This window comes from Pantoea sp. MT58, assembly GCF_014495885.1.
In the GTDB taxonomy this organism is placed as follows: Bacteria; Pseudomonadota; Gammaproteobacteria; order Enterobacterales; family Enterobacteriaceae; genus Pantoea; species Pantoea eucalypti.
Window position 1 is genome coordinate 3,979,196 of the sequence record NZ_CP061083.1, and the last position, 19,028, is coordinate 3,998,223.

Annotated in this window: 16 protein-coding genes, 1 tRNA gene and 1 other RNA gene; 8 read left to right on the plus strand and 10 right to left on the minus strand. The window is 54.5% G+C overall.

Annotated elements, in window-relative coordinates:
- Window positions 1-1,446: 1,446 nt before the first annotated feature.
- From IAI47_RS18655 to IAI47_RS18675, 5 genes are all read right to left on the minus strand, one after another.
- Window positions 1,447-1,576: non-coding RNA, RtT sRNA (locus IAI47_RS18655), on the minus strand.
- A 35-nt stretch (window positions 1,577-1,611) separates the two neighbouring features.
- Window positions 1,612-1,688: transfer RNA gene (locus tag IAI47_RS18660), tRNA-Pro, on the minus strand.
- Window positions 1,689-1,813: 125 nt separating this feature from the next.
- Window positions 1,814-3,505 carry a kdo(2)-lipid A phosphoethanolamine 7''-transferase gene (eptB, locus tag IAI47_RS18665; protein WP_008926413.1) on the minus strand — a complete coding sequence of 564 codons (1,692 nt, stop codon included), beginning with the start codon at window positions 3,503-3,505 and terminating at the stop codon, window positions 1,814-1,816.
- 318 nt (window positions 3,506-3,823) lie between these two features.
- The gene (locus IAI47_RS18670) at window positions 3,824-4,252 is read right to left on the minus strand and encodes an organic hydroperoxide resistance protein (protein WP_003848051.1); all 429 of its coding nucleotides are present in this window, start codon (window positions 4,250-4,252) and stop codon (window positions 3,824-3,826) included.
- A gap of 95 nt (window positions 4,253-4,347) precedes the next feature.
- Window positions 4,348-4,812 (minus strand): MarR family winged helix-turn-helix transcriptional regulator, encoded by a 465-nt coding sequence (locus IAI47_RS18675; RefSeq protein WP_003848049.1) that lies wholly within the window; start codon window positions 4,810-4,812, stop codon window positions 4,348-4,350.
- A gap of 62 nt (window positions 4,813-4,874) precedes the next feature.
- Between IAI47_RS18675 and IAI47_RS18680 the strand changes: the two genes are divergently transcribed.
- Window positions 4,875-5,471 carry an HD domain-containing protein gene (locus tag IAI47_RS18680; RefSeq protein WP_008926412.1) on the plus strand — a complete coding sequence of 199 codons (597 nt, stop codon included), beginning with the start codon at window positions 4,875-4,877 and terminating at the stop codon, window positions 5,469-5,471.
- 38 nt (window positions 5,472-5,509) lie between these two features.
- Here the strand turns inward: IAI47_RS18680 and IAI47_RS18685 are convergent, their stop codons facing one another.
- Window positions 5,510-5,806 (minus strand): HTH-type transcriptional regulator, encoded by a 297-nt coding sequence (locus IAI47_RS18685; protein WP_003848045.1) that lies wholly within the window; start codon window positions 5,804-5,806, stop codon window positions 5,510-5,512.
- A 736-nt stretch (window positions 5,807-6,542) separates the two neighbouring features.
- On the opposite strand from IAI47_RS18685, the gene IAI47_RS18690 reads away from it, so the two are divergent.
- The 6 genes from IAI47_RS18690 (at window position 6,543) to IAI47_RS18715 (ending at window position 13,771) form a co-directional block, all read left to right on the plus strand.
- A complete protein-coding gene (locus IAI47_RS18690) occupies window positions 6,543-8,141 on the plus strand; it encodes a gamma-glutamyltransferase family protein (protein ID WP_003848043.1) in 1,599 nt (532 codons plus the stop codon).
- A gap of 226 nt (window positions 8,142-8,367) precedes the next feature.
- Window positions 8,368-9,084: a DUF3053 domain-containing protein gene (locus IAI47_RS18695; protein ID WP_008926411.1), complete on the plus strand. Its 717-nt coding sequence runs from the start codon at window positions 8,368-8,370 to the stop codon at window positions 9,082-9,084.
- Between the two features lie 432 nt (window positions 9,085-9,516).
- Window positions 9,517-11,451, plus strand: coding sequence for a PTS mannitol transporter subunit IICBA (locus tag IAI47_RS18700; RefSeq protein ID WP_003848039.1), 1,935 nt, complete (start codon window positions 9,517-9,519; stop codon window positions 11,449-11,451).
- 95 nt (window positions 11,452-11,546) lie between these two features.
- Window positions 11,547-12,695, plus strand: coding sequence for a mannitol-1-phosphate 5-dehydrogenase (gene mtlD, locus IAI47_RS18705; protein WP_003848038.1), 1,149 nt, complete (start codon window positions 11,547-11,549; stop codon window positions 12,693-12,695).
- A gap of 64 nt (window positions 12,696-12,759) precedes the next feature.
- Entirely contained in the window at window positions 12,760-13,305 is a 546-nt protein-coding gene (gene mtlR, locus IAI47_RS18710) for a mannitol operon repressor MtlR (protein ID WP_181162247.1), read from the plus strand.
- 103 nt (window positions 13,306-13,408) lie between these two features.
- Window positions 13,409-13,771 carry a YibL family ribosome-associated protein gene (locus IAI47_RS18715; protein ID WP_008926409.1) on the plus strand — a complete coding sequence of 121 codons (363 nt, stop codon included), beginning with the start codon at window positions 13,409-13,411 and terminating at the stop codon, window positions 13,769-13,771.
- A gap of 9 nt (window positions 13,772-13,780) precedes the next feature.
- On the opposite strand, the gene IAI47_RS18720 is transcribed toward IAI47_RS18715, so the two are convergent.
- From IAI47_RS18720 to IAI47_RS18730, 3 genes are all read right to left on the minus strand, one after another.
- Entirely contained in the window at window positions 13,781-14,749 is a 969-nt protein-coding gene (locus tag IAI47_RS18720; RefSeq protein WP_008926408.1) for a VirK/YbjX family protein, read from the minus strand.
- 201 nt (window positions 14,750-14,950) lie between these two features.
- Window positions 14,951-15,568, minus strand: coding sequence for a superoxide dismutase [Mn] (gene sodA / locus IAI47_RS18725; RefSeq protein ID WP_008926407.1), 618 nt, complete (start codon window positions 15,566-15,568; stop codon window positions 14,951-14,953).
- Between the two features lie 282 nt (window positions 15,569-15,850).
- Window positions 15,851-17,191, minus strand: a complete 1,341-nt coding sequence (locus tag IAI47_RS18730) for an aspartate aminotransferase family protein (RefSeq protein ID WP_003849706.1) — start codon at window positions 17,189-17,191, stop codon at window positions 15,851-15,853.
- Window positions 17,192-17,398: 207 nt separating this feature from the next.
- Here IAI47_RS18730 and IAI47_RS18735 point away from each other — a divergent pair, with 207 nt between their 5' ends.
- A complete protein-coding gene (locus tag IAI47_RS18735; RefSeq protein WP_003849703.1) occupies window positions 17,399-18,175 on the plus strand; it encodes a DeoR/GlpR family DNA-binding transcription regulator in 777 nt (258 codons plus the stop codon).
- Here IAI47_RS18735 and fdhD read toward each other — a convergent pair.
- The gene (gene fdhD, locus IAI47_RS18740; protein WP_003849700.1) at window positions 18,172-18,996 is read right to left on the minus strand and encodes a formate dehydrogenase accessory sulfurtransferase FdhD; all 825 of its coding nucleotides are present in this window, start codon (window positions 18,994-18,996) and stop codon (window positions 18,172-18,174) included. The two genes, IAI47_RS18735 and fdhD, sit on opposite strands and share 4 nt — an antisense overlap.
- Window positions 18,997-19,028 lie beyond the last annotated feature (32 nt).

A 19,028-nucleotide genomic window follows, 5' to 3' on the forward strand; every position in this document is an offset into this window, starting at 1 on the left:
CAACAGTTGCAAAGAACGTCAATACAACGGTTACTTATTTACACAGAGTGTGAGGAATCGCATGCAACGGTAATAAAAACCGTTTCTGTCCAAATGCCATACAATGCACAGCAGAGCTGACCTGAATTCCGTGCATTGTGCTGGAAGCCTGCTCTATCGCTAGTGATTCTCACCGCTAAAAAACTTAAAACTTTTACCGGCAAATGTTGAATAACTGAACGATTCACCGTGCGTTATGACGTTCATCCAGCGGAATATGCTGGTAAAGAAGCATAAGGAATCAGCATGTTGCCGCTTTCGGTCATAAGAAGAATGTGTCGCGAATTATGATCGCATCGCTTATGGGATAAGGCCTGTCAGCGGGAAAGCAGGGATAATTATTGTCAGTAAGTGGAACGCGCGGAAGATGGGGTTTACTGGAACTTTCTGGAAGGTAACAAAAATGATTTGGATTTCTCAGGCGTTCTGAAACGCCCATGTAAGTACCTGATGCGTTTGCCAGACGTGAAGCGAAGGGAGCATACGCCTGTAGCAAAGCATCGCGGGCCAGGGACAAAAACGCCGGGAGCGTTTTTGAGCAACGCAATGCGTTGGCCCGGCCACGGGCGCACCTCAGGGATGAGGTGCGTAATCGGCCGCGCTGAGCATGCCATGGATGGCGTCTTTTGCGTCTTTGCGAAAGGCGTATGCTCCCTGAAGCCCGCTCAGCTGATAAGAGTGTGAATGCTTAGCGGTCAGATTGAGATCTGCCTCAGGAACACGGGCAGATCGGAAAGTCGCTTAAACCATCCATGGACGCTCGGCCCACGCCGTCCATGCCGTGGGACGCTTTCCTCCTCTGCCCGTGTTCCCTCCGCCTTGAATTTATGCGCTGCGGTCAGATGCACCTGGCTTTTAACCTGTCAGTCGTCTGAAGCGCCCATGTAAGTACCTGATGCGTTTGCCAGACGTGAAGCGAAGGGAGCATACGCCTGTAGCAAAGCATCGCGGGCCAGGGACAAAAACGCCGGGAGCGTTTTTGAGCAACGCAATGCGTTGGCCCGGCCACGGGCGCACCTCAGGGATGAGGTGCGTAATCGGCCGCGCTGAGCATGCCAGGGATGGCGTCTTTTGCGTCTTTGCGGAAGGCGTATGCTCCCTGAAGCCCGCTCAGCTGATAAGAGTGTGAATGCTTAGCGGTCAGATTGAGATCTGCCTCAGGAACACGGGCAGATCGGAAAGTCGCTTAAACCATCCATGGACGCTCGGCCCACGCCGTCCATGGCGTGGGACGCTTTCCTCCTCTGCCCGTGTTCCCTCCGCCTTGAATTTATGCGCTGCTGTCAGATTCACTCGGGTTTAGATCTTTCAGCCGTCTGAACCCCGCACAGCGCTAATTCTTTGCCTGCAAATCACTTTTCTACAGACGAAAAAAAACCTGTCTTTTCAGACAGGTTTTCTTAAATATGGTCGGCGAGAGAGGATTACTCTGCTCTTCGAGCAGCGCCCTTCGGGCCGCTGCTGAAGCAACGTTGTCTCGCTACGCTCGGCTCAAACCTCCTTCGGAGGTCCTCATCCTCATTTGTTACAGACGAAAAAAAACCTGTCTTTTCAGACAGGTTTTCTTAAATATGGTCGGCGAGAGAGGATTCGAACCTCCGACCCACTGGTCCCAAACCAGTTGCGCTACCAAGCTGCGCTACTCGCCGATGGGGGCGCATGTTACTGCTACCCCCGATCAGCGTCAACCGCTTTTTATGCTTTTGCCGCCAATCGCCTGGAAAGCACGCGGTTACCCGTAATTAACCACCTGCCCTGCCCTTTTCGCTCACTATTACAGCGCTTTAGCCTGACCTTTTGCCGGTGCCTGACACCAGTTGTTGGCGGGGTTAATACCGCCATCTGGCGAGGTATAACCCAGACAGCCCAGAATGGTGTCGAACAACTCAACATGGCGATGAGTGCGGCCTACGCGCTGCTGCGCCTGCAAACGCTCAAAATTGCTGCGGTTCTGGCTGTCTTCCAGATACTTATCGGAGGCCCAGACCATCATCGGTACGCGGAACTGCTCAGGTGGCGCCATCTCGCGCGGCGTGCCGTGCAAATGCATATTCTCGCTAATCGACTCACCGTGATCAGAGGCATAGAAAACGATCGCCTTCTTATCACGCAGCTGATCCAGCACGCTATCCAGCATACTATCGACATACAGCACCGAGTTGTCATAAGCGTTAATCAACTGCGCTTTGCTGCAGGTCTCATCCACGCCCATACATTCCGGCTGATATTTCGCGAAACTGCGCGGATAACGCTGTGAATAGAGGTAGTGCGACCCTTTAGTGTGCAACACGATCAGATGCTTACCTTTCGGGAAACGATCCAGTGACGCTTTCATCTCCGGCACCAGCAGCATGTCATCCACCGCTTTGCCCTGATTACGCTTCTCTGAACCAATCTGCTCACGGAAAGCAAAGTTGTTGGCATTGATGTTGTCGTAGAACCAGACTTCGCTCTGCATCGCAAACAACTCAGACGTGAAGCCCAGCTCTTTCATCACCGCAAACACGTTCTGCTCTTTCAGCGTACGACCTGGGTTATCCATGGTGCCGCCTTCGCGTACGAACATGCAGCGCAATGACAGCTTGGTCGCGGTATCACAGGATTCGCCCCGGAACGCCACAAGATTCTTCTCTTTCGACAACTTTGGCGTGGTGTCACGCTCGTAGCCCAGCATCCCCATGTGATCCCAGCGGGTGGTCTCACCAATCACAAACACCACATAGGTGTCGTCCAGTCCGGCAGGCGCGACGTAGGTAAACTTCTTCGCCGGATCCAGCAATTCCTCGCTATTCAGCGTCTCATCCACGCGGGTCCAGGCAAAGAGTCCTACAGCTGCAAGCCAGTTTGAAGGAAGATAAGAGTGTGCCACGACACCGCCGTAGCTCGGTAGATCGACGTTGGTAATCTCTTCGTTTTGCTTCTGCAGTTTGTCCAGAAAGCGAATCGGCAACCAGACCAGCGCCACGCAAAGCAGCATGATCACGGAGGGTTTAAGACGCTGTCCCGGCGTGCGCAGCTGCTCATTCAACGTCATGCTCAGCTTATTACGCCAGATCATCAGCAGCGGCAGCGCGCTGACCAGCACCATCCACAGAATGAAATGGTAGCCAACCACCTCTTTAGAAAGATCGGTATCAGTGGTCATCACCGAAGCCACAATGCCGTAGCCAATTACGACGTTAAAAAATGCCATGTAATAAGCAGCGGCAACGGAAATCAGCACTATCAGCGTGGCCAGCACGCGATAAAACCACTTTCCACCCAGCGACAGCAGCCGCATCAGGAAGAAAGTCAGCAGCACAATGGCCACCACTTCAGTGACGGCAGTCAGCCAGTTCGTTATCGTAGAGTGCGAAAGAAAACCATCAAAACGACGATAGAAAATTGGTAAATTCAGTAAGATACCGAGGTAGAGCGCCAGCAGTAGCGATAACTTCTGCTGAGTCAGGGTTTTAATATAATTCATGAAAAAAGGTGTTTCTCCGGTGTGAAGCGCTTAACCAAATCTTTTATGTGACTGCCGAAACGCGGCAGAGTTCGCTGAATAAGCGGACCGGACAAGATGAAGGAAAATTCTGAACGGATTTATAGGCTATAACGCGAGGTGGCTCAGTAAAGCATGAGGGCGTTTTATAGACCAGATAATAATCGCTGTCGACCTGATTAGCACATTTTTTGTACACAGCGCGGAGGATTAACCGGACATGCTGACGCAGTGAGACGGAAGTGTGGGATTGAATAACAGGCAAAAGTGCGGGCCTGATAATTCAGGCCCGCAGCATGCTTAGCGAATGATGTTCAGCGTCACGTCGATGTTGTTGCGAGTGGCGTTTGAGTAAGGACACACGATGTGTGCCGCATCCACCAGCTTCTGCGCTTCTGCTTCATCCATTCCCGGCAGGTGAATATTCAGCGTCGCTTCGATGCCAAAGCCGTTGGGGATCGGGCCGATACCTACTTCACCTTCAATCCACGCATCTTTTGGCATCGCGATTTTGTCGCGACCCGCAACAAACTTCATCGCACCGATGAAGCAGGCAGAATAGCCCGCCGCAAACAGCTGCTCAGGGTTGGTCACTTCGCCGCCTGCACCGCCCATCTCTTTTGGCACGCCCAGTTTAACGTCCAGTACACCGTCAGAAGAGGTTGCACGACCATCACGACCACCGGTAGCTTTGGCTTTGGCGCGGTAAACCACTTGTTCTAAAGACATGACATTTCTCCGTTACACTATTTAATCGCCTGCTACTTATTTAACCGTAATCAGGCGGTGAGGTTCAACGGGTGCAATGCACCCGTCGGCAATATTTATCGTGACTGAATCAGGTTATCACGCAATCCATCAAGCTGTAATTTCAGCGCCAGCAGGGCATCATCGTCACAGGCAGTGGCACATTTAACCGCTTCAGGAATGGCTTCAGCCTTAACGCGCAGCGCACGGCCAGCCTCGGTCAGTGTTACTGCAACCTGCCGTTCATCCTGACGGGTACGCTGCCGGTTAATCAGACCCGCGCTTTCCAGTCGCTTCAGCAGTGGCGTTAATGTTGCCGAGTCTAAAAAAAGCTGCTCGCCAATCTCTGACACCGTAACATCATCTTTCTGCCACAACACCAGCATCACCAGATATTGTGGATAGGTAATGTCGAGCTGGCTCAGCAACTGGCGATACACTTTATTCATTGCCAGATTGGCAGAATAAAGCGCAAAGCAGAGTTGCTGATCGACCAACAGTGGCATCGTTTTCACTTTTTTGTCATCTTGATCACAGTTCATGGTGTTCAATATATATAGCGCGCTAGATAATTGCAAGCAAACTTTTAGTCAGGGGTAAAAGCATGCTGGATTCACTGGAAGAACAGGCGCGTCGATTCGCCACCGAGGCACATGCCAGTGCCGGTCAGCGCCGCAAATATACCGATGAGCCTTATATTGTTCATCCGGCCGCGGTGGTGGAACTGGTGCGCAGCGTCAGCCATGACGAGGCATTGTTAGCGGCAGCCTGGCTGCACGATACCGTAGAAGATACCTCCACGACCCAGAGCGATATCGAAGCCCACTTTGGCGCGCGCGTGGCCAGCCTGGTGGAGATGCTGACCGATAGCGCACCGGCTACGGCGAAAAATCGGGCGGCCCGGAAGCTTGCGCACTTTCGCCATACGGCCAGCGCCAGTCCTGAGGCCCAGACTATCAAGCTGGCGGACATCATCGACAATACCCGCGCGATTGTACGTTTTGATCCTGACTTTGCGCGGGTCTACCTGGTGGAAAAGCAGATACAGATTGCGTTGCTGAAGCAGGGCGATGCACAGTTGTGGCAGCAGGCTTCGACGATCATAGAAAGCGGGCTTGCCCGGTTGCGGGAGCCGCCCTACAGCGTGCCGGAGAGCTGGTTTGTCAAACAGGCCGCTAAATACAGCATAAAACACGCATAAAAAAACCCGCCAGCGGCGGGTGTTTTCATGATGCCTGATTATTCAAGCAACTGGCGTCCCAGATAGGGATTGGCCTGTAATAACTTCATCAGTTTCTGCGCCGTCGCGGATGGACGGGTACGCCGGGCTTCCCAGCTTTTCACGGAAGATACGCTCACGCCCATCACTTTAGCAAACTCATCAACCTGCATGCCGGTCATTTCGCGCAGACGCTGTGGCTCTGGCTGGGCGGGTTGCTGACGCTGAATAAGTAACTCGGCGGCGCGATCATCACGTGTCAAAACAATCTGCTCAAGGCTGCTGAGCAATTCAAACATCGGGTCTTTTAATTCCATAGAGAACTCCTTAAAAACTCACTATGAAGCACGTGAAAGTAGAGAGGTACGAGCCTGAAGTCAGGACTCTGAAACCGGGCCTGTTCAGGCTGGATCCCGCAAGGGTTTGTTTTTGTTATGAGAAAAACCATTACGGGACACAGCCTGCGGTGCACTGCTTATAAAGGTGTCAGAACAATGCAACAAATGCCGGGAGACTAAGTATGGATAGAGACCTGACTATTTGCCGCGCAATTTATAATTATTTTTTTAACTAACGTGTGCCGAAAACGCTCCAGCGCTTCTAACCTACTGAGGCGGTTGATTTTTGCGCCTGCACAGCGGGCAAAAAAATCAAATGGTGTTTGCTATTTATGTGGATGCCATCAAGCTTTTGGCGGGCACATTCTCATTTCTGTGAGGCATTACACCTCTTCAGGTAGTGATTGCAAAATATACGCCAATGGTTTACTTCATGAACACTTATATTCACAGTTCTGATTAATTTAAGAATAGTCCTGGTTTGCCGCTGAGCCCTGGCGCGCGGCGGCTCACAGCGACGTGCGGAGAAATATTTTATTCTGAACGCCGCCATATCGTCAGCGAAATCAACAGTCACTCTAACGAAACGGCAGATGCCTCATGCCGGTGCAGTCAGCCGTCCTTAATCGCGCTGATGCGCGCTAAAAGTGCAGCCTTGTGATTGCGCACTCATGACGGGTAAAAAGAGACCTGCCACCTGAAAGGATGAAGAGCGATGCGAGAAACAGATTTTGACGTCGGATACCCTTCTCATCGCGTACCGATGATGGGACGCAATGCCGTGGCGACCTCACAACCGCTGGCGGCGCAGGCGGGCTTACGGATGCTGCAGCAGGGCGGAAATGCTGTAGATGCCGCTGTCGCTACCGCCATCGCCTTAACTGTGCTGGAGCCAACCGGAAACGGCATCGGCAGCGATGCGTTTGCCATTGTCTGGGACGGCAGCGAGCTGCATGGATTAAACGCCTCAGGCCGTTCGCCCGCCGCGTGGCATCCTGAGCGCTTCGCCGGTTTGAGTGCAATGCCAGAAACCGGCTGGGAGTCCGTTACCGTCCCGGGTGCCGTCTCGGCGTGGGTCACGCTGGCGCAGCGCTTCGGGACCCTACCGCTGACCACACTGGCGCAACCCGCAATTGACTATGCGCGCAACGGTTTTCCGGTATCACCGCTGATTGGTCAGCTGTGGCAGCGAGGCTATGACAAGCTGCGGGATCAGCCTGGCTTCATCGACTGCTTTGCGCCGCAGGGCCGTCCACCCCGTGCGGGCGAGTTATTCCGCAATCCGGCTCAGGCCCGGACCCTGCAGACGATCGCTGAGACACAGGGTGAAAGTTTTTATCGCGGCGCACTGGCGCAGAAGATGACGGCCTTTGCCCGTGAACATGGCGCGGCGCTGACGCTGGACGATTTGAAAAACCATCGCGCCGACTGGGTTACCCTGCTGTCACATCCGTTTGCCGGGGGATCGGTGCAGGAGTTGCCGCCTAACGGTCAGGGCATTGCGACATTGATTGCGCTCGGCATTCTGGAAGCGTGGGAGATCAACCGTTATGCACCTGACTCGCCACAGTGGCTGCATCTCTCCATTGAGGCGATGAAACTGGCACTGGTTGATCTGGAGCGTTATGTCACCGATGAAGATCATCTCGAGTTCCCGGCAGCGTTACTGCTGAGTAAAGAGTATATCCGCCAGCGGGCAGCGTTGATTGATCCTGACAAAGCGGGAGATTTCCGCTTTGGATCACCGCAGCAGAGCGGCACGGTGTATGTTGCGACGGCTGATGCCAGCGGTATGATGGTCTCATTCATTCAGTCTAACTACATGGGCTTTGGCTCCGGCGTGGTGGTGCCCGACACCGGCATCAGCCTGCAGAACCGTGGGGCGGGCTTTTCACTCGATCCAGACCATCCTAACGTGGTGGCAGGCGGTAAGCGCCCTTTTCACACCATCATCCCGGCCTTTGCGCTGGATGAGCAGGGTCAGCCGCTGATGGCGTTTGGTGTGATGGGTGGCCCGATGCAGGCGCAGGGTCATGTCCAGCTGGCGCTGCGAATTATGCTGCACCGCCAGAATCCGCAGGCTGCGATTGATGCGCCGCGCTGGCGGGTGGTACAGGGACGCGAGGTGGTGTTTGAATCGACACTCGATCGCAATACCCTGAGCACGCTGCGCCGCATGGGGCACAATGTGGTACTGGAAGATCCCCTGAGCAATTACAACTTTGGTGGCGCGCAGGCGATAGTGCGCGATCCGCAGGGTTTCTATATTGCAGCCAGCGAGAGTCGCAAAGATGGTCAGGCGGTGGTGTTTTAAGGCTGCAGCCGTGATCGCCATACCGCTAAACTGACGTTCAGGTTAACGCATGATGGCAGGAAACGTATCGCGCTCTGACGTGCGGGCGATCCCGTTGTATCACCGGCGTTTAAGAAAGCCTCTGCTTCACAGGCGGTTTCACATTGTGCCGTGACGGCGGTTTGTTCTATTCTTTAGGCCATTCCTACCTGGACATCAGACAGTACTACCGACAGGAGTTGACCCAATGGCTTCAGGACTTACACGCCTTATGGCACGCGGCGGCATTATGCTCGCTGGCGCGCTCATCGTGCTGCAACTCACCGCATGCGGTGACAAAGAAGGCGAGCAGCGTAAAGCATTTATTGATTTCCTCCAGAATACCGTGATGCGCAGTGGCGAGCATCTCCCTAGCCTCAGCGAAAACCAGAAGCAAAGCTTTGGCAACTTCGCCAGCGATTACGCCATCATGTACGGCTTTTCGCAGCAGGCGAACAAAGCCGTTGAACAGGGGATGCGTCCGGTGGTGGATGAACTGTCTGCCATTCGCGTTCCGCAGGATTATCTCAGCCGTCGTGATTCCCTGCGTCAGGCCACGAGCGCACTGGTCATTGTTACCCAGCAGATTGAGAGCGCAAAAATGCAGGCGGACAGCAGCAAAGCGGCCCTAAAGCAGACGGATGATCTGAAAAAAGTCTACGACACCGCCTATAACAAAGTGGTGACGGTACCCGCCAATCAGCTGATTCCGCTGCTGCCTAAACTTCAGGCGCTGAGCCAGGCTGCCGTGCAGACCGGCGAATTCCTGCAAACTCAGGGTACCCGCGTCAGCTTCAATGATGGCGGCGTGCAGTTCCCGACGCAGGATCAGGCTTCACAATACAACGCGATAATGAGCACGTTATCCGCGAATGCACAGGCGCTTCCTCAGGCACAAGCGGCCGTTCAGGGTGGCCTGCAGTAAATCTGCTTTATGGGTAGGCGTAGGTCGCCTGCCCGTCTCCACGCCTTTTCTAATCTCATCCGATAGCCTGTCGAATGAAGTGTGATCTGGCGCATTTTCGACCAAAAATAATTTGTGATCTGAGTCACATTTATATAACAAACCCCCGCCCTTTTAGTGTGATCAAACTCACAGATAATCAGCTATCACGCGTAAAAACCAGGCAAAACAACACGTAACCGTTATAAAAATGTGATCAATGTCACGCTAATCACCCCTGCCACCACCCTTAATCAGTGATGTAGATCACACTTTTTCCGCGTGCTACGCAGTGCCAAATTCGCGTGATAGAGTCCGCGTGCATACAGTAATACCACCGGCTGCGAGTCGGGGTGGCTAAACAAAAACAAACGCGCTCTCCTATTGCAGCGCGTCTCAATAAGGGGTGGGTTTATGTCCTCATCAGTGAAGGTCAAAGTACAGAGCTTTGGTCGCTTTCTGAGTAATATGGTGATGCCAAACATCGGGGCGTTCATCGCCTGGGGTATCATCACCGCGCTGTTTATTCCAACTGGCTGGATCCCGAACGAAACGCTGGCCAAACTGGTTGGCCCAATGATCACCTACCTGCTGCCACTGCTGATCGGTTTTACCGGTGGGCGTCTGGTGGGCGGCGATCGTGGCGGTGTGGTCGGTGCAATTACGACAATGGGTGTGATTGTCGGTGCGGATATGCCGATGTTCCTCGGTGCAATGATTGCCGGTCCACTGGGCGGCTGGGCAATTAAGTCGTTTGACCGGGCGATTGACGGCAAAATCAAAAGCGGCTTCGAGATGCTGGTTAACAACTTCTCGGCCGGTATTATCGGGATGATTCTGGCACTGCTGGCGTTCCTGGCGATTGGTCCGCTGGTAGAAGGTCTGTCACACATTCTCGCCGCAGGCGTGAATCTGATGGTGCAGAACAACCTGCTGCCGCTGACCTCAATCTTCGTGGAACCGGCAAAAATCCTGTTCCTGAACAACGCCATCAACCACGGGATCTTCTCACCGCTGGGTATCCAGCAAGCCAGTGAGGCGGGCAAGTCGATCTTCTTCCTGATCGAAGCCAACCCGGGTCCGGGTATGGGCGTGCTGATGGCCTACATGTTCTTTGGTCGTGGTAGTGCTAAACAGTCTGCAGGCGGTGCGGCAATTATCCACTTCCTTGGCGGCATCCATGAGATCTACTTCCCGTATGTGCTGATGGCGCCTCGCCTGCTGCTGGCGGTCATCCTGGGAGGCATGACGGGTGTCTTCACACTGACCGTGCTGAACGGTGGCCTGGTCTCGCCTGCTTCACCGGGTTCAATCCTGGCGGTGCTGGCGATGACACCAAAGGGTGCCTACTTTGCGAACATCGCCGCCATTGCTGCCGCTTTCGCCGTCTCCTTCGTCGTTTCCGCTATCCTGCTGAAAACCAGCAAGGTTAAAGAAGATGACGATATCGAAGCCGCGACTCAGCGCATGCATGAGATGAAAGCGCAGTCGAAAGGCCAGAGCGTGGCGGGTGCACCCGTCGCCAGCGATGCGATGAGCGTCGAGCTGCATCACGTGCGCAAAATTATCGTCGCCTGTGATGCCGGTATGGGCTCAAGCGCCATGGGTGCAGGTGTTCTGCGTAAGAAAGTGCAGGATGCAGGTCTGAGCAATGTGTCGGTGACGAATACCGCGATCAATGCCCTGCCAGGCGATGTCGATCTGGTGATTACCCATCGTGATCTGACCGAGCGTGCTATTCGCCAGGCTCCGCATGCGCAGCACATCTCGCTGAATAACTTCCTCGACAGTGCGCTCTACAGCACGCTGACCGAACGTCTGGTTGCCGCTAATCGCAGCGACGTGCATCGTCAAACGGTCACCACTGCGCTCTCTGACAGTTACGATGAAGGCAACGCACACCTGTTTAAACTGGGTGCAGATAACGTCTTCCTCGGCCTGACCGCCAGCAACAAAGAACAGGCGATTCGTTTTGCTGGTGAACAGCTGGTGAAAGGCGGTTATGTAGAGCCAGAATATGTTGACGCGATGCTGGCGCGTGAAAAACTGACGCCGACCTACCTCGGTGAGTCGATTGCGGTGCCGCACGGGACCGTTGAAGCGAAAGATCGCGTGCTGAAAACTGGCGTGGTGTTCTGTCAGTATCCGGCAGGCGTCCTGTTTGGCGAAGAGCCAGATGACGTCGCGCGCCTGGTGATTGGTATTGCTGCCCGTAATAACGAGCACATTCAGGTGATTACCAGCCTGACCAATGCGCTGGATGATGACAGCGTGATTGAGAAGCTGGCGAACACCACCCGCGTGCAGGAAGTGCTGGATCTGCTGTCAGGCAAGCCTGCCGTCGCGTAATTCAGAGCAATTCTTTCCCTGGGGCGGTCATGCCCGTCCCGATTTCCTGGGGCGGGTTTGCCCGCCCCATCGTCATTTGATATGGGTCAAAAATTATGAAAGCGTTACATTTCGGAGCAGGAAACATTGGTCGCGGCTTTATCGGCAAATTACTGGCTGATGCAGGTATCGAACTGGTTTTTGCTGATGTGAATCAGACGGTGCTGGATGCACTGAACGCGCGTCATGAGTATCCCGTTCATGTGGTTGGCGAACAGGCCAAAGTGGAAACCGTTAAAGGCGTCAGTGCCGTAAACAGCACCAGCGATGAGATCATCACCCTGGTCTCTGACGTCGATCTTGTTACCACCGCCGTGGGTCCGCAGATTCTGGAGCGTATTGCCGCCAGTGTGGCAAAAGGTCTGGCAAAACGCAGCGACAACGGTAACACCCGTCCATTAAATATCATCGCCTGTGAGAATATGGTGCGCGGCACCAGCCAGCTAAAACAGCATGTGCTGAAGGCGCTGCCGGCGCAGTATCACGCCTGGCTGGAAGAGCATGTCGGCTTTGTGGATTCCGCTGTCGATCGCATCGTGCCCCCTTCTGAAGCAGGCAGCACCGATCCACTGGAAGTGACCGTTGAAACCTTCAGCGAATGGATCGTCGATCAAACCCAGTTTAAAGGTGACCTGCCAGCCATTCCTGGCATGGAACTGACCGACAATCTGATGGCCTTTGTTGAGCGTAAACTCTTCACCCTGAACACCGGTCACGCCATTACCGCCTACCTCGGCCAGCTGGCGGGTCACCAGACCATTCGTGACGCCATCCTTGATGAAAAAATCCGGGCCGTAGTGAAAGGCGCAATGGAAGAGAGTGGCGCGGTACTGATTAAACGTTACGGTTTTGACGCGGAAAAACATGCGGCCTATATCCAGAAAATTCTGGGTCGTTTTGAAAATCCTTATCTGAAAGATGATGTTGAGCGCGTAGGCCGTCAGCCGCTGCGTAAACTCAGCGCGGGCGATCGCCTGATTAAGCCCACGCTGGGCACACTGGAGTATGGTTTACCGCACGCCAGCCTGGTGCAGGGTATTGCTGCTGCCATGCACTATCACAGCGATCAGGACCCGCAGGCACAGGAACTGGCCGCGCTGCTGGCAGAAAAAGGCCCGCAGGCTACGCTGGCTGAGATTTCAGGACTGGATGCCGACAGCGAAGTGGTGGCTTCTGTGGTGAGCGCCTGGCACGCTATGGCATAATGCGCACGTGTTAGTGACGCAAGCCGGGCGCAGTTCGCCTGCGCCCAACGGCGGTATTGAACCCATGCAGGCAATAATGGAAGAGAAGCAGGCTTTTGAGAACCGGGTGCTTGAGCGCCTGAACGCCGGTCGTTCGGTGAGAAGCTTTCTGATCGCCGCCGTTGAGCTATTGGCTGAAGCCGTCAATCTGCTGGTGCTGCAGGTGTTCCGCAAAGATGACTATGCGGTTAAATATGCCGTAGAACCGCTGCTGCTGGGTAATGGCCCTTTGGGCGAACTCTCGGTTCGCCTGAAGCTGATTTACGGACTTGGCGTCATCAGCCGGCACGAATATGAAGATGGTGAACTGCTGCTGGCACTGCGCGAAGAGCTGAATCACGACCACGGCGATTATCGTTTTACTGACGACGAGATTCTCGGCCCGTTTGGGGAACTGCACTGTGTCACGGCCTGGCCACCCGCGCCGGTGTTTAATACTGAAGATCCCGAGCTGCGCAGTATGCAGCAGCAGCGCTATCTGCAGATGGTGCGCTCCACCATGGTCCTGTCACTCACCGAGCTGATCGCGCGCATCAGTATGAAGCAGGCGTTTAAAAAGTCCGGTAGCTGATCCTGTCAGGCGCCATCACGGCGCCTTTTTCGTCTTAACCTGAACGGGAATATGCGCCAGATTTGGTGTATCCTTGCCCTGTTTTCCTCAACGAGTTGTTGTCATGAAAGAGCAAGAAAAGAACGAAATCAAACTTCTCAGCGATAAGCTGGACGCATTGAACCGCAAAGAACCGCAGCTACTTGAATCGGGTGATGTCGAGAAACTGGGCGCGTTGCTGAAAGAGAAAGAAGCGCTGGTCATTGAGATTGAGCGCCTGCGCGGTCAGCGGGTTGAAAAACTCAGTGCCGAAGCGCAGAAGCTGCAGAAAATGGGCTTCAGCCGCGAAATTACCAAGAAAGAGCAGGCAAATCTGGGCGCGCTGAAAAAAAGCGTGCGCGGCCTGGTGGTGGTGCATCCAATGACCGCGCTGGGACGTGAGATGGGTCTGACAGCGATGACCGGCTTCGCTAAAAGCGCATTCTGACGGAGTCGATCAGGCAGCTGCCTGATCGACATCGGCTTTGCGTTCGCCAGCGGCGGCGTACACCTGCTCCGCCAGCGCATCCAGCAGTTCATAGCGACGGCGATACTCTGCCCGCTTCTTACTGGCGATCTCCTCCAGTGTCTTGCGCGGCAGGCTCAGCGGCAGAGTAAACATCCCATCTTTGCGCGCTTCACCGCTCAGCGACAGCCAGAATTCACTGTAGCTGGCAAAGAACTTATCCCCTTTGCTATGGCGATAACGCAGACTGCGGAAGACATGTGTCTCATCACCTACCGCCAGAATATTTTCCACACCGCACTGCTTCGCAACAATAAATACCGCTTCCATTAACAGACGCTTTGGAAAGAGACCGTGAGCCGCTTTGGTCGCCTCGCGGATCATCTCATTATTGATATGTTTCCGCGGCCCCTGTAGTCCACCAATTAACAGGGTGCGCTGGCTATTTTCGTTGAGAATAGAAAATGAGAGCGACGCAATAATTTCGTCGTTATAACGCAATACCAGTGTCACTTCCCCTTCCCGGTCGAAATAACCAGAGCTGCACGAGAGGATAAAGTTTTCGCCATTTTTACCGGTCAGTGTGGCCAGTGGATTATCCGTAGCGCTTTGCAACAGCTGGCGCAGCATAGGATTTTCCAGATTATTCATCAGGCTGTAATGATCAAGTATCGCCTGCGCACGTGCTGCAATGCTCAGTCCTGAACGCAGATAGGGCCGGTGCAGCTTAGCGGGCAACAATCCCTGCGTGCTCATCAGCAGCGGGAGTTGCGGTAAATGCGACAACGCGTCCAGATAATGCAGCGTCGTCAGTGGCGATATTAAGGTTCTTAACACAAATTTCAGGCGGAAACGTTTACTTTTCCAGAGTTTATCCGGAACATATTTCCCGCTAATTAACTGAAAAAAAAGAGAAGCAGAGGATTCGGTCGTATTTTCCTGAGTAGTTATAATTGACATAGTCAGCGACACACAATGAGTTAAACAAGAATGTCACTGAAAATAACATAGTCAATATCAACGGCAGGTTAATGCGGAATAACATTAAAACTCATATCTGATGACTTCGGGTCCGAATCTGGAATACACAAAATAGAGATAAAAAAAACCGGCGAAATAAATTTCACCGGTTTATCTTCATTGCGTTTACGCTTTGTTAACTTACTGAGCAGCAGCGAAGCGGGCTGCCGCTTCGTCCCAGTTAACCACGTTCCAGAACGCTTTGATGTAGTCAGGACGCTTGTTCTGATACTTCAGATAGTAAGCGTGTTCCCACACATCCAGACCGATGATCGGGAAGCCAGAAACGCCGGCAACCGCTTCACCCATCAGCGGGTTATCCTGGTTTGCGGTAGAAACCACAGCCAGTTTGTCGCCTTTCTTAACCAGCCATGCCCAGCCAGAACCGAAACGGGTCGCAGCGGCTTTCTCGAACTCTTCCTGGAATTTTTCCACGCTACCGAAATCTTTCTCGATAGCCGCTTTCAGGTCACCCTGCAGCGTGGTACCGGTTTTCAGGCCTTTCCAGAACAGGCTGTGGTTAGCGTGACCGCCTGCGTTGTTACGCAGTGGGCCTTTTTTGTCTGCTGGCAGCTGATCCAGTTTGGTGATCAGCTCTTCTACCGGCAGATTAGCAAATTCAGTACCTTCCAGCGCGGCGTTAGCGTTGTTCACATAGGTCTGGTGGTGTTTGGTGTGATGGATCTCCATCGTCTGCTTGTCGAAATGCGGTTCCAGTGCGTCGTATGCGTAAGGCAGGGATGGCAGTGAATAACTCATGTTCTTCCTCTCCATTTAGTTTGAGCAGCACGACGAATTCGGGACGTGCCGCGTAAGCAGTCGAATCATTATAGTTAAATTCATGTAGCGTAAAAGGGTAATCAATGCCCTATTAACCATAAGGATTTGCGAAAGCCGGCATTAGCAACCCGTTGTTTTTACAGTGTGCTGATGCTGGCTCTGCCTTTTCAGACGTGCCAGGCAGGGAGAGCAGCACGCTGATGCCAGGCTATCAGCCAGCACGCCTCCCGCCTGAACGCCGCGTCGGCCCTGCTCTGCGCGTTACTGACCCAGCTCGCGCAGGGCGCTGTCGAGTGCGCCAACCAGCCAGTCGATATCGCTCTCCTGGAAAGCCAGTGGTGGACGCAGTTTCAGCACATTCCCATACGGACCGGCGACCGAGGTGAGCACACGATGTTCACGAAGCTTCTCAATCAAATCCAGCGCCAGCGTTTTGTCCGGCGTTTTGCTGTGACGATCGGTGACCAGTTCAAAGCCGATAAACAGTCCGGCACCGCGCACATCCCCCACACACTCATAGCGATCCATCAGGGTTCGCAGCTCAGCCAGAAGCTTCGCGCCGACCACGCGGCTGTGTTCCTGTAATCCCTCTTCGGTAATCACGTTCAGCACCGCCTGCGCCGCCGCCATCGCGACCGGATTCCCCCCAAAGGTATTGAAGTAGGGAATCGAATCGCTGAAGGCTGCCAGCACATCACTTTTTGCCAGCAGTCCGGAAACCGGAATGCCATTGCCCATCGGCTTGCCAGTGGTAATCACATCAGGCACCACATCGTGGCGACCAAAGCCCCAGAACGCGTCGCCAGTTCGGCCAAAGCCAGGCTGAACTTCGTCGGCAATAAAAATGCCGCCGTTGGCATGCACCACCTCAATCGCTTTTTTCAGGAAGCCGCGAGGATTGGGCAGAACGCCGTCCGAGGAGAAAATCGAGTCCGCCAGGAAACCGGCAAATTTAATGCCGTGCGCCGCCATGTCATCAATCTGCTGCTGAATCTGGTCTGCGAACCAGTCACCCAGGTCGGGCGCATCCACACGGTAGGCATCTGGCGGCATCACCAGCCGCGTGGTCGGTGCCAGTGGCTGTCCACTGCCCAGTGCCGGAGACGCGCCGGAGGTCAGCTCACTGGTGCCGTGATAGGCCTCTTTACTGACGATAATTCCGGTACCGCCGCTGAACGCGCGCGCCACGCGAATCGCCAGATCGTTGGCTTCCGATCCGGTGCACATGTACATCGCGCGATCGATCGCCGCAGGTGTCGTTGCCAGCAGCGCTTCACTGTAATCCAGAATCTTTTCATGCAGGTAACGCGTGTGGGTGTTCAGCATTTTCATCTGCTGCGTCACCGCCTCAATCACGGCTGGATGGCAATGACCGATGCTCGCCACGTTGTTGTAAACGTCGAGATATTTATCGCCCGCTGCGTCCCACAGATATTGCCCTTCACCCCGCACCAGATGAACCGGTTTGCGATAGAACAGGCGATAGGATTCGCCAAGGACTTTGCTGCGTTTATCGGTCAGTTTGCGTGTGTCACTGTCGAGCGCATCGGCATGTTCAGCACGAAAACTGTTGGTATCCATAATGGTGGAACGCGTGGCCATATTGACTCCCGTTACAAGGATGAAGGAAGAAGAGCGAACTCCTGTATCATGCCTGCCTGAATCTAAAATGCAACAAAATACACAAAAGCAATAAAATACACATGACGCCGTCAAGCCGCCGCGCTAAGCTTGCTCTCTGATCCAGACAGAATCTTTCGCGTCACTGGCGTATCATCCATGCTCTTCGCGCTTTATAAGGATTTCTCTATGCTGCAGGAAACGCGCCTTCATCGCATCCGTGCCTTACTGACCCGACTAAACCAGGTCAGTACCGAGCGCATTATCAGGGAGCTGGGGGTGTCACGCGAAACCGCGCGCCGCGACATCATTGAGATGGAAGCGCTGGGTCTGGCACGCCGCGTCCACGGTGGCCTGGTGGCCATTGAAACCCAGGCTGAACCGCCGCTGACGGAACGTCGCAGCACCCAGACCCGGGAGAAACGCGCAATCGCCCGCGCCGCTGCGCAATTGCTGCAGCCCGGACAGACGCTGTTTCTTGATGCGGGCAGCACCACCACGCTGCTGGCAGAGGAGTTACACGCCCTTTCCGGCCTGACGATAGTGACCAACAGCCTGCAGGCCGCGCTGGCACTGAGCGCTGGAGAAGAAAACCAGCCGTTGAATAATCAGATTATTTTGCTGGGTGGGACGATGTCGGCGGGTGCGCAACAGACGCGCGGCGAAATCACCGTTGGCGAGATTATCCGCTACCGAGCCGATGTCGCGCTGCTGTCGCCAGTGGGGATTGACGCAGAGTGCGGTGGCAGCAGTTTTCACCCGCACGAAGCGGCTATCGCCAGAGCAATGGTGCAGCAATCCGCTGCCTGCTATCTGCTGGCCGATCACACCAAACTCGGCGTGGTCAGCCGCACGGTTTACGCGCCGCCGCAGGCGATCTCCCTGCTGATTACTGACAGTGGCGGCGACAACGGTGCCGCACTTGAGGCGTTGCAGCAGACATTGCCAGCGGTAATGGTGGTTTAACGCAGACGCTGAGGATGGCTGTAGACTGTGGCGCGGCCAGGTTTACTGAATCCGACCAGCGTCAGGTTGCAGCGCTCAGCCACCTCAACCGCCAGGCGGGTCGCCGCCGAGACCGCAAACAGGATCTCCACGCCGCACATGGCAGACTTCTGCACCATTTCATAGCTGGCGCGGCTGGAGACCAGCACCGCGCCCGGTCCCCACGCAGCCTGACTGCGATAACCCAGCAACTTATCCAGTGCCACATGGCGCCCCACATCTTCACAGCCACCCGCCAGTTGACCATCAGGCTGGATCCACGCAGCAGCATGGGTGCAGCCCGTTTTCTGTCCGACCGGCTGATAATCTTTCAGCTGGCCCAGCGCCCGATCCAGGTGGTCCAGCGCGAAGGTCTGGGTAAACGGCAGCGGAGAGAGCGGCTTGCCAATCTGGTCCAGCTGTTCAACACCGCACACGCCGCAGCCGGTCCGGCCTGCCAGCGCGCGACGCTGTTCTTTCAGCGCCATAAAGCGGCGGCTGGACAGCTCAATCTGCACCTCAATACCGTGACAGCCCGGCACAATATCCATGCCGAAAATGTCGCCAGGTGCGTCGATAATGCCCTCTGATAGCGAAAAGCCCAGCGCAAAAGCCTCCAGGTCTTTGGGCGTGGTCATCATCACCACGTGTGATATATCGTTATAGACCAGCGCCACCGGAACTTCGTCTGCCAGCCAGTCATCCTGTGCATCGGTCAGACTGGCGCGCTGCCACACCTGCGTCCTGCTAACGCCGGTTTGAATTGTTAAATCTTCGCCTGAATCAGGCTGGATAGCTTTCAAAAATATAACCTGTTGTTAAGAGATGATCTCAT

What these genes read in the sequence shown, in the direction of transcription:
- IAI47_RS18670 (WP_003848051.1), bottom strand. Translation starts at nt 4,252, where the DNA reads ATGTCTTTAGAACAAGTGGTTTACCGCGCCAAAGCCAAAGCTACCGGT.
- IAI47_RS18685 (WP_003848045.1), bottom strand. Translation starts at nt 5,806, where the DNA reads ATGGAATTAAAAGACCCGATGTTTGAATTGCTCAGCAGCCTTGAGCAG.
- mtlR (WP_181162247.1), top strand. Translation starts at nt 12,760, where the DNA reads ATGCAGGCAATAATGGAAGAGAAGCAGGCTTTTGAGAACCGGGTGCTT.
- mtlD (WP_003848038.1), top strand. Translation starts at nt 11,547, where the DNA reads ATGAAAGCGTTACATTTCGGAGCAGGAAACATTGGTCGCGGCTTTATC.
- IAI47_RS18695 (WP_008926411.1), top strand. Translation starts at nt 8,368, where the DNA reads ATGGCTTCAGGACTTACACGCCTTATGGCACGCGGCGGCATTATGCTC.
- sodA (WP_008926407.1), bottom strand. Translation starts at nt 15,568, where the DNA reads ATGAGTTATTCACTGCCATCCCTGCCTTACGCATACGACGCACTGGAA.
- IAI47_RS18700 (WP_003848039.1), top strand. Translation starts at nt 9,517, where the DNA reads ATGTCCTCATCAGTGAAGGTCAAAGTACAGAGCTTTGGTCGCTTTCTG.
- IAI47_RS18690 (WP_003848043.1), top strand. Translation starts at nt 6,543, where the DNA reads ATGCGAGAAACAGATTTTGACGTCGGATACCCTTCTCATCGCGTACCG.
- IAI47_RS18715 (WP_008926409.1), top strand. Translation starts at nt 13,409, where the DNA reads ATGAAAGAGCAAGAAAAGAACGAAATCAAACTTCTCAGCGATAAGCTG.
- IAI47_RS18730 (WP_003849706.1), bottom strand. Translation starts at nt 17,191, where the DNA reads ATGGCCACGCGTTCCACCATTATGGATACCAACAGTTTTCGTGCTGAA.
- eptB (WP_008926413.1), bottom strand. Translation starts at nt 3,505, where the DNA reads ATGAATTATATTAAAACCCTGACTCAGCAGAAGTTATCGCTACTGCTG.
- IAI47_RS18680 (WP_008926412.1), top strand. Translation starts at nt 4,875, where the DNA reads ATGCTGGATTCACTGGAAGAACAGGCGCGTCGATTCGCCACCGAGGCA.
- IAI47_RS18720 (WP_008926408.1), bottom strand. Translation starts at nt 14,749, where the DNA reads ATGTCAATTATAACTACTCAGGAAAATACGACCGAATCCTCTGCTTCT.
- IAI47_RS18675 (WP_003848049.1), bottom strand. Translation starts at nt 4,812, where the DNA reads ATGAACTGTGATCAAGATGACAAAAAAGTGAAAACGATGCCACTGTTG.
- IAI47_RS18735 (WP_003849703.1), top strand. Translation starts at nt 17,399, where the DNA reads ATGCTGCAGGAAACGCGCCTTCATCGCATCCGTGCCTTACTGACCCGA.